This window comes from Rhizobacter sp. P1_G5 (assembly GCF_056405435.1).
On record NZ_JBFUCB010000200.1, the window covers coordinates 1 to 9484 of the forward strand.

The 9484-nt window shown below is 69.0% G+C and carries 10 protein-coding genes; 7 read left to right on the forward strand and 3 right to left on the reverse strand.

Annotation, left to right across the window (positions count from 1 at the left end; genetic code table 11):
- A partial coding sequence (locus AC1D12_RS15435) for a metallophosphoesterase (RefSeq protein WP_477841329.1) occupies positions 1–316 on the forward strand: 316 nt, incomplete at its 5' end.
- A gap of 182 nt (positions 317–498) precedes the next feature.
- Here AC1D12_RS15435 and AC1D12_RS15440 read toward each other — a convergent pair.
- The 3 genes from AC1D12_RS15440 to AC1D12_RS15450 form a co-directional block, all read right to left on the reverse strand.
- Entirely contained in the window at positions 499–909 is a 411-nt protein-coding gene (locus AC1D12_RS15440; RefSeq protein WP_465111025.1) for a methylglyoxal synthase, read from the reverse strand.
- A 5-nt stretch (positions 910–914) separates the two neighbouring features.
- Positions 915–1193 carry a hypothetical protein gene (locus AC1D12_RS15445; RefSeq protein WP_477841331.1) on the reverse strand — a complete coding sequence of 93 codons (279 nt, stop codon included), beginning with the start codon at positions 1191–1193 and terminating at the stop codon, positions 915–917.
- A 139-nt stretch (positions 1194–1332) separates the two neighbouring features.
- Entirely contained in the window at positions 1333–1917 is a 585-nt protein-coding gene (locus tag AC1D12_RS15450) for a GAF domain-containing protein (RefSeq protein WP_477841333.1), read from the reverse strand.
- Positions 1918–2064: 147 nt separating this feature from the next.
- Between AC1D12_RS15450 and AC1D12_RS15455 the strand changes: the two genes are divergently transcribed.
- The 6 genes from AC1D12_RS15455 to AC1D12_RS15480 form a co-directional block, all read left to right on the forward strand.
- Positions 2065–3342, forward strand: coding sequence for an ABC transporter substrate-binding protein (locus AC1D12_RS15455; protein WP_465111028.1), 1278 nt, complete (start codon positions 2065–2067; stop codon positions 3340–3342).
- A 697-nt stretch (positions 3343–4039) separates the two neighbouring features.
- Complete coding sequence (locus AC1D12_RS15460) at positions 4040–4897, forward strand: carbohydrate ABC transporter permease (RefSeq protein ID WP_477841335.1); 858 nt, start codon at positions 4040–4042, stop codon at positions 4895–4897.
- Positions 4894–5742 carry a carbohydrate ABC transporter permease gene (locus AC1D12_RS15465; RefSeq protein ID WP_465111030.1) on the forward strand — a complete coding sequence of 283 codons (849 nt, stop codon included), beginning with the start codon at positions 4894–4896 and terminating at the stop codon, positions 5740–5742. The genes AC1D12_RS15460 and AC1D12_RS15465 overlap by 4 nt, the downstream gene beginning before the upstream one ends.
- 24 nt (positions 5743–5766) lie before the next feature.
- Positions 5767–7380, forward strand: a complete 1614-nt coding sequence (locus AC1D12_RS15470; protein ID WP_477841337.1) for an alpha-glucosidase — start codon at positions 5767–5769, stop codon at positions 7378–7380.
- Between the two features lie 130 nt (positions 7381–7510).
- Positions 7511–8623 (forward strand): ABC transporter ATP-binding protein, encoded by a 1113-nt coding sequence (locus AC1D12_RS15475; RefSeq protein ID WP_047500447.1) that lies wholly within the window; start codon positions 7511–7513, stop codon positions 8621–8623.
- A 132-nt stretch (positions 8624–8755) separates the two neighbouring features.
- Positions 8756–9484, forward strand: a 729-nt coding sequence (locus AC1D12_RS15480; RefSeq protein WP_477841339.1) for a division plane positioning ATPase MipZ, incomplete at its 3' end; no start/stop codon positions are given.

Below are 9484 nucleotides of genomic sequence, written 5' to 3' on the forward strand. Positions count from 1 at the left end.
GCGCAGCGATCCGGCACGGGCGATGCACGGCGCATCGGACGAAGCGCATGCGAAGGTGCTGCTGGCCCACCAGCCGCGCAGCGCGCCGGCGGCGGCCGAGGCGGGCTTCGACCTGCAGTTGTCAGGCCACACGCACGGCGGGCAGTTCCTGCCGTGGAACCTGTTCGTGCCGCTGCAGCAGCCGTTCGTGGCCGGGCTGCACCGACTGGGCGCGCTGTGGGTCTACGTGAGCCGGGGAACGGGTTACTGGGGGCCGCCGAAGCGGCTGGGGGCGCCGTCCGAGATCACGCGGGTGCGGCTGGTCCGGGCGGCCTGAGAGGGTTCAGTCCCTTTCGGATGGGCGGCCGGGCGTTCCAGGCCGGCGTGGTCACGCGGATCCCGCGACGGGCCTTCGACACGGCGGCGTCGGGCGTCGGGGCGCTCTGAGAGCTGGTTCATCGAAACACTCCTGCGGGCACGGGCCCGTCAGGAAGGGAGCAATCGACGTGCCCGGCAGGATCAGCGCCTTTCCGACAAGCGGGCCAGCACCAGGCGTGCCGTCGACAGGTTGGTGGCGCAGGGCACGTCGTGCACGTCGCAGGCCCGCACCAGCGCATTGATGTCGGGTTCGTGGGGCTGCGGCGTCATCGGGTCGCGCAGGAACACCACCAGGTCGATCTCGCCCTGCGCGAGCTTCGCGCCGATCTGCAGGTCGCCGCCGAGCGGGCCGCTGAGCATGCGCTGCACGGTCAGCCCGAGCTGGTCGTGCAGGCGGCCGCCGGTGGTGCCGGTCGCGACCAGCGTGCAGCCCTGCAGGAAGCCCAGGTACTCACGGGCCAGCTCGACCATCGTGTCCTTCTTGTGGTCGTGGGCGATCAGGGCGATGCGGGGAGGCGGGGCTGACGGGGTGTCGGAAATGGTGTCGGTCATGAACATCAGTGCGGTTTGCGGGGCTTGCGGAAGGATTTCGGGCGGTACACGTTGCCGTCCCATTCGCCGCCGCGGGCGCGCTCGATCGCGTCGCGCGTCTCGCGGCTGGCTTGGCGGCGCGCGCCCGGCCAGCGCCACAGCCGCAGCCAGCTGCCGGCCAGCGTGGCCCACCAGCGCTGCATCATGAAATCGAACTGCATTCGTCGGCGCACGCTGAGCGTCAGGCGCACCAGCAGGATGGCGCAGACCAGGAGCACGGTGCCGGCGAGGATGGTTTCAAACACGGGGTGGCCTCAAGCGTTCATGCATCCGCACGGGCGAACGCGTGGGAGCCATGGTAGCCAGTGGCGGCCGGCCGTGCGCACGGCGTGACACCTTCGTTCGGGGGATGCGTGGATTGCTGCCGTACGCGGAACCCCGGACTCACTTCAGCTTCCAGCGCTCTTCGCTGATCGGCTCCAGCGRCAAGTCGACCTCGGCGCCCCGTTGGTTCGCCTTCCTGGCCGCGGTGAGCTTGCGGGCGACGAGGATGGCGCAGTTGCGCAGGTTGTCGAGGTCGCGCTTGCGCAGGGCGGGGTTCGGGGCGGCGCTGTAGCAGCACAGCGTGCCGTAGACGCTGCCGTCGGGCATGACGATCGGCGTGCTGAGGTGGGCGCCGACGGTGATGTCGGTGCGCGGCAGCCCGATGTCCTTCGCGATGGCGGCCGCATCGGGCACCAGCTCCGGCATGCGTCCGTCGACCACCTGCTTGCACCAGCTCTCCTCGATCGGGTTGCCGTCGCCGGGGCCCATCGGCGGGTTGTCGCCGTCGACGAAGCGGAACACGCGCTGGCCGTCGACGAATTCGGAGACGAACACCACGTCCATCTTCAGGCGGTCGCGCAGCGTACGCAGCACCTCGGTGACGGACTGGTCGATGCCGGGGTCGGTGCCGTCGGCGGTGGCCACCAGCAGCTCGGAGATCATCACCGACAGGTCGTCGGGACCGAAGGCGTCGTGCAACTTCATGCGCGCACTGTAGCCATGTTTCAAAGATGACAAAACCGGCAGGGGTGTCGCTCACAGTCGACATCCTGGCCGGGCGGGTGGCCGCTGTAATGCCGCACCAGGAGCCGGACTCGATCCGGCCCGGACCACAACGGATGGAGACGAACGATGATGCAAAGACGCCTGATCCTGGCGCTGGCTGCGGCCGGCTTTTCGTTGATCGCGACGGCGACCGCGCAAGCCGCGACGCTGAAGATCTCGTGCGGGGCGGTCGGCCAGGAGCTCGAGCTGTGCAAGAGCGCGGCCGAGGCCTGGGCGAAGAAGTCGGGCAACGCCGTCGAGGTGGTGTCCACGCCGAACGATGCCAGCGAGCGGCTGGCGCTGTACCAGCAGGTGCTGGGTTCGCAGTCGGACAAGATCGACGTGTTCCAGGTCGACGTGGTGTGGCCGGGCATCCTCGGCTCGCACTTCCTGGACCTGAAGCCGTACAGCAAGGGTGTCGAGAAGACGCACTTCCCGTCGATGGTGGCGAACGGCAGCGTGCAGGGCAAGCTGGTCGCGATGCCGTGGTTCATCGATGCGGGGCTGCTGTACTACCGCAAGGACCTGCTCGAGAAGCACGGCCTGAAGGTGCCGGTCACGTGGGAGCAGCTGACCGACACCGCGCAGAAGATCCAGTCGGCCGAGCGTGCCGCGGGCAACGACAAGATGTGGGGCTACGTGTGGCAGGGCCGGGCGTATGAGGGGCTGACCTGCAATGCGCTGGAGTGGGTGTCGAGCTATGGCGGCGGCACCATCGTCGACGCGGCGGGCAAGGTGTCGGTGAAGAACCCGGCGACCTCGAAGGCGCTGGCGATGGCGGCCTCGTGGGTCGGCACGATCTCGCCGACGGCCGTGCTGAACTATGCCGAGGAGGAATCGCGCGGCGTGTTCCAGGCCGGCAACGCGGTCTTCATGCGCAACTGGCCGTACGCCTGGTCGCTGGCGCAGCGCGACGACAGCCCGATCAAGAACAAGGTGGGCGTGGCGGTGTTGCCGAAGGGCGGCGATGCGGGCTCGAACGCGGCGGCGCTGGGCGGGCAGCAGCTCGCGGTGTCGAAGTACTCGAAGAACGCGGCGCTGGCGGCCGACCTGGTGATGTACATGACCAGTGCCGAAGTGCAGAAGGAGCGGGCCCTGAAGGGCTCGTTCAACCCGACGGTCTCGACGCTCTACCAGGACAAGGACGTGGTGGCCGCGAACCCGTTCATGAGCCAGCTGGCCGGCACGTTCGCCAGCGCGGTGCCGCGGCCTGCCACCGTGACGGCCTCGCGCTACAACCAGGTCAGCAACGAGTTCTGGAATGCGGCGCACGAGGTGCTGTCGCGCAGCGCCAAGCCCGAAGAGGCCGTTGCCAAGCTCGATCAGCGCCTGAACCAGATTGGCCGCGGGGGTCGTTGGAATTGAGGCGCAGGCAAAGACGCGGGTGGGGAGGCTGTGGCTCGCCGGCCGGTGCGGTCATTGCCCCTTGGGGGGCAATGACTCCCCTGCGCTGACTGGTTTCATGGCCCGTCGCCCAAACTCCCKCCACTCACTTCGTTCGTTGTGGTCAAACAGTGGGCGACAGTCAGTGCACGAAGCGYGCTGGCGCRCGCGGGCCATGAAACCAGCCAGCTCCGGCGCCCCGTCCYTATTGRCGCTCCACAGCCTCCCCACCCGCGCCTTTGCCGACACCGCAGTGCTTTGGGTGGGGAAAAGACTGATCAGACAGACGAAGCGCGCGAACGTTCGCACGCTCAATCCCCTGACCAGTCTTTTCCCCCAAACAGAGCAGGTGGTTCTGCGCGGCGGGTGGCGGGATGCGGTGGGGGCGACTTCTGGGGCGACGGAGAAGATCGGYTTCGGGGGTGGCGCGCGCCAGCGCGCTTCGTAGACTGACTCATCGGCTGTGTTTGACCACAACGAACGAAGTGAGTGGCGGGAGTTTGCCGATGCAMCCCCGAAGCCGAGCTTCTYCGTGCAGTCGGCCCGCCAGGGCCGACCGCCCCAGCCGAGCCCCCACCGCATCCCGCCACCCGCCGCGCCGTGCAAGAAGCAACAGAGCGAACAAGGAGCAACCGATATGTCCGGGCTGACAAGGCAGAGAGTGAAGTGGGCCTGGTGGATGCTCACCCCGATGCTGGTCGTGCTGCTGGCCGTCGCCGGCTGGCCGCTCGCACGCACGTTGTGGTTCAGCCTGACCGATGCGTCGCTCGCCCACCTCGACGAATGGAAGTTCATCGGCCTCGAGAACTACACCGGTGAGTACGGCGTGCTGCGCGATCCCGACTGGTGGCGCGCGGTGCTCGTCACCGGTGCGTTCGCGCTGCTGTCGGTCACGCTCGAGACCGCGCTCGGCCTCGGCGTCGCCCTGGTCATCAACCAGCCGTCGCGCCTGCGCACGCTGCTGCGCGCCGCGATGCTCGTGCCGTGGGCCATTCCCACCGTGGTGTCGGCGCGCATCTGGAGCTGGATGCTGCACGACCAGTTCGGCGTCGTGAACCACTACCTGCTCGCGTTCGGGCTCATCGCGGCACCGCTCGCCTGGACCGCCGACCCCACGCTCTCGCTCTTCACCGTCGTGATGGTCGACGTCTGGAAGACCACGCCCTTCATGGCCTTGCTGATCCTCGCCGCGCTGCAGATGGTGCCGCTCGACTGCTACGAGGCCGCCAAGGTCGACGGCGTGCCGACCTGGCGCGTCTTCACCCGCATCACGCTGCCGCTGATCGTGCCCGGCGTCGCCGTCGCCGTCGTGTTCCGCACCCTCGATGCGCTGCGCGTCTTCGACGTCATCTACGTGATGACCTCCAACAGCCGCGCCACCAAGAGCATGTCGATCTACGTGCGCGAACAGCTCATCGACTTCCAGCAGGTCGGCTTCGGCTCGGCCTCGGCCACCGTGCTGTTCTTCATGATCGCGCTCGTCACCATCGTGTACCTCGGCGCCACGCGCCGGCGCGTCGAGGAGGCTTCGTCATGAACGGCCCCAGCATCCACAAGCGCACGCCGGCGATGTCGGCGCTGTACTACGCATCCGCCGCGCTGCTGCTGTTCGTCTCGCTGTTCCCGCTGCTGTACGCGGTCTCCACCTCGCTGAAGCAGGGCACCGCGCTGTTCTCGCCCGAGCTGTGGCCGGCACACGCCACCCTCGTCAACTACGCCAGCCTGTTCCGCGACCAGCCGTTCGCCCGCAACCTGCTGAACTCGGCCTTCGTCGCCGGCGGCGTCGTCGCGCTGTCGCTCGCGCTCAGCCTGCCGGCCGCGTGGGCGCTGTCGCGCGTCAGCTTCCGCGGCCGCGGCACGCTGATGCTGACCGTGCTGTCGGCCTCGATGTTCCCGCAGGTCGCGGTGCTGTCCGGCATGTTCGAGCTGGTGCAGGCCCTCGGCCTGTACGACTCGCTGGGCGCCTTGCTGCTCGCCGACCTGGTCATCACGCTGCCGTTCACCGTGTGGGTGCTCGTCACCTTCATGCGCCAGCTGCCGAAAGAGATCGAAGAGGCCGCGATGATGGACGGCCTCGGCGTCTTCACGCTGATCTTCCGCATCTTCATGCCGCTGCTCTGGCCGGCCATGGTGGCTACCGGGCTGCTCGCCTTCATCGCCGCATGGAACGAGTTCCTGTTCGCGCTGACCTTCACGATCAGCACCGAACAGCGCACCGTGCCGGTCGCGATCGCGCTCGTCAGCGCCGGCAGCGGCTACGAGGCCCCGTGGGGCGCGATCATGGCCGCCTCGGTGATCGTCACCTTGCCACTGATCGGGCTGGTGGTCTATTTTCAACGGCAGATCGTGGCCGGCCTGACCGCTGGTTCCGTCAAAGGTTGACTCCCCTTCTTGAACGACACGACCATGACAACTCCAACCGACTGGTGGGCCGGCGCCTGCATCTACCAGGTCTACCCGCGCAGCTTCCAGGACAGCAACGGCGACGGCGTCGGCGACCTCGCCGGCATCACGCAGCGGCTCGACCACATCGCCTCGCTCGGCGCCGACGCGATCTGGATCTCGCCGTTCTTCCGCTCGCCGATGCGCGACTTCGGCTACGACGTCACCGACTACTGCGACGTCGACCCGATGTTCGGCACGCTGGCCGATTTCGATGCGCTGGTGGCACGTGCCCACGCGCTGAAGATCAAGGTGCTGATCGACCTCGTGATCAGCCACACCTCGAAGGACCACCCGTGGTTCGTCGAGAGCCGCGCGAGCCGCGACAACCCGAAGGCCGACTGGTACGTGTGGGTCGATCCGCAGCCCGACGGCTCGCCGCCCAACAACTGGCTGTCGCTGTTCGGCGGCAGCGCCTGGCAGTGGGAGACCAGGCGCCAGCAGTACTTCATGCACAACTTCCTGGCCTCGCAGCCGGACCTGAACTTCCACCACCCGCAGGTGCAGGACGCGGTGCTCGGCGCCGCACAGTTCTGGCTCGAGCGCGGCGTCGACGGCTTCCGGCTCGACACCGTGAACTTCTACTTCCACGACCGGCAGCTGCGCTCCAACCCGCCGCAGCCGGCGGGCCGGTTCGCGGTCGGCGTGCCGCGTGCCAATCCGTACGCCCGGCAGAGCCACCTGTACGACAAGACGCAGCCGGAGAACCTCGCCTTCCTGCAGCGCTTTCGCGCGCTGTGCGACCGCTACCCGGGCATCACCACCATCGGCGAGATCGGCGACGACAACGAGTACGCCACGCTGCGCGCCTACACCACCGGTGCGCGGCTGCACATGGCCTACACCTTCAACCTGATGACCGAACGCCACGAGCCGCGCTACGTGCATGCGGTGCTGGCCGAGATGCTGGCCGAGGCCGGCGACGCCTGGGTGTGCTGGGCGCTGAACAACCACGACGTGGTGCGCGTCGTCACGCGCTGGGCCGGTCTCGGCCCGGCCGAGCGTGTCGCGCCGCTGCTGGTCGGGCTGCTCGGCTCGCTGCGCGGCTCGATCTGCCTGTACCAGGGCGAGGAGCTGGGGCTGGCCGAGGCGGTGATCCCGTTCGAGCAGATCCAGGACCCGTACGGCAAGGAGATGTGGCCCGAGTTCGTCGGCCGCGACGGCTGCCGCACGCCGATGCCGTGGTCGGCCGCGGCGCCGAATGCCGGCTTCACGACCGGCGCGCCGTGGCTGCCGGTGCCGGACGGCCAGCGCCGGCGCGCGGTCGATGCGCAGGCGCCGCAGCCGGTGTCGGTGCTGAACCGCTACCGCACGTTCCTGAACTGGCGCGCGGCGCAGCCGGCGCTGCGCCAGGGCGCGATGGCGCTGCTGCCGGCGCACGACCAGGTGGTCGCGTTCACGCGCGGCGACGGAGCCGGGCAGCTGCTGTGCGCCTTCAACCTGTCGGACCGGCCGGCACGCCTGGCGCATGGACTGCCCGGCGCGTGGGCGGCGGTCGACGGACACGGCTTCGGCGGCCGCATCGAGGGCGCCGAGATCGTGCTGGAGCCGCAGGAGGCGGTATTCGCACGCCGCTGATCAAGTGCAGCCCGTTCGGGCTGAGGTATCGAAGCCGTGTCTGGCGTGCGCATCGCGTGGGCCTTCGATACCTCAGGCTGAACGGACGTGGAGTGTTCGCAGACGGCACCGTGCCGCAAAGGAAACGCTGATGTCCCAGATCCAACTCCGCAAGGTCCGCAAGAGCTTCGCCAACGTCGCGATCCTCAACGATGTCGACCTGACCATCGCCCCCGGCGAGTTCTGCGTCTTCATCGGCCCGTCGGGCTGCGGCAAGTCGACGCTGCTGCGGCTGATCGCCGGGCTCGACGACGTGAGCGGCGGCGAGATCGTGATCGACGGCCGCGTCGTCAACGAGCTGCCGCCGGCGCAGCGCAATGTCGCGATGGTGTTCCAGAGCTATGCGCTGTACCCGCACATGTCGGTGCACGAGAACATGGCCTTCGGGCTGCGCCACCACAAGATGCCCGAGGCCGAGATCCAGCGCCGCGTCGCCGAGGCGGCCGCGATGCTGAAGCTCGAGCCGCTGCTCGAGCGCAAGCCGCGGCAGCTGTCCGGCGGCCAGCGCCAGCGGGTGGCGATCGGCCGCGCGATCGTGCGCCAGCCGAAGGTGTTCCTGTTCGACGAGCCGCTGTCCAACCTCGACGCGGCGCTGCGCATCAACACCCGCGTCGAGATCGCGCGGCTGCACCGCAAGCTGGGCAACGTCAGCATGGTCTACGTGACGCACGACCAGGTCGAGGCGATGACGCTGGCCGACAAGATCGTGCTGCTGCGCCCCGATGCGGCAGCCAAGGGCCTGTTGAGCGTCGCGCAGATCGGCCGCCCGCTCGACCTGTACCACCGGCCGCAGAACCGCTTCGTCGCCGGCTTCATCGGCTCGCCGTCGATGAACTTCCTGCCGGCGGTGGCGGTCTCGGGCGACGCCGCCCGGCTCGCCTGGCGGCTGCCGAACGGGCTGGCCGGCGGCGCCGCGGTCGATGCGGCGCGGGTCACCGCCGGCAGCGACCTGACGCTGGGCGTGCGCCCGGAGCACGTGCAGCTCGGCCAGGGGGAGGGCCGCGGCCAGATCACCCACCTGGAGCACCTGGGCGAGTTCAGCTACGCCTATGTCACCTGGCATGACGCCGAACCGCCACTGCTGGCGAAGGTGACTGACGAGTCACTGAAGCTCGGCGACACCGTCAGCTTCGAGTTGCCGGCGACGCAGCTGCATGCCTTCCTGCCGGATGGGGAGGCGCTGGTCCGCACCGCCGTCCACTGAATTCAGCGCGGCCGCAACGCCGCCGGTATCCAAACGTGAAGCCGGTGAAAGGTGGCTTGTACGGAGCCCGCCGCGAGCGCTTCGGTGATGTAATCGGGTGCCGTTCTGGCAGGATCCCGGGTTTCATCGTCCATGCGTGTGGTAGCCGTCATCAATCGCAAGGGAGGCAGTGGCAAGAGCACACTGGCAACCCACCTTGCCGGCTATTGCGCCCGCCAGGGGCTGAAGGTGATGCTCGGCGACGTCGACCGGCAGCAGTCGTCGCTCGCGTGGCTGAAGCGCCGCGCCGAGCAGCCGGTGGCGCAGGGCGCGCCGGTGGTCGGATGGGCCGTCGACCCGCGCAGCGTGCTGCGCCCGCCCGCCGGCATCAGCCACGTCGTGATCGACACCCCCGGCGGCCTGCGCGACAGCGAGCTGGCCCGTGTCGTGATGTACGCCGACATGATCGTGATGCCGGTGTGCCATTCGCTGTTCGACCGCGAATCCGCGGCCGCCTGCTACGACGAACTGCACACGCTGCCGCGCGTGGCCAGCGGCCGCTGCAAGGTCGCGATGGTCGGCATGCGGCTCGATGCGCGCACCAAGGCCGCCGAGCAGATGGTGGAGTGGGCGGCGCAGGCGAATTTCCCGTACCTCGGCGCGTTGCGCGAGACGCAGGCCTACGTGCGCTGCGTCGAGCAGGGCGCGACGCTGTTCGACCTGCCGCCCGCCAAGGTGGAGGCCGACCTGGCGCAATGGAAGCCGATCCTCGCGTGGGTCGAGAAGGCCTGGCAGGAGGCGGCGAAGGCCGATGTGGTGGCACGCGCCGCGGCGCGCATGACGGCCCCGCAGGGCGCGGTGCCGGCGGCGGCAGCACCGGCC

What these genes read in the sequence shown, in the direction of transcription:
- AC1D12_RS15440 (WP_465111025.1), bottom strand. Translation starts at nt 909, where the DNA reads ATGACCGACACCATTTCCGACACCCCGTCAGCCCCGCCTCCCCGCATC.
- AC1D12_RS15455 (WP_465111028.1), top strand. Translation starts at nt 2,065, where the DNA reads ATGATGCAAAGACGCCTGATCCTGGCGCTGGCTGCGGCCGGCTTTTCG.
- AC1D12_RS15460 (WP_477841335.1), top strand. Translation starts at nt 4,040, where the DNA reads ATGCTCACCCCGATGCTGGTCGTGCTGCTGGCCGTCGCCGGCTGGCCG.
- AC1D12_RS15465 (WP_465111030.1), top strand. Translation starts at nt 4,894, where the DNA reads ATGAACGGCCCCAGCATCCACAAGCGCACGCCGGCGATGTCGGCGCTG.
- AC1D12_RS15470 (WP_477841337.1), top strand. Translation starts at nt 5,767, where the DNA reads ATGACAACTCCAACCGACTGGTGGGCCGGCGCCTGCATCTACCAGGTC.
- AC1D12_RS15475 (WP_047500447.1), top strand. Translation starts at nt 7,511, where the DNA reads ATGTCCCAGATCCAACTCCGCAAGGTCCGCAAGAGCTTCGCCAACGTC.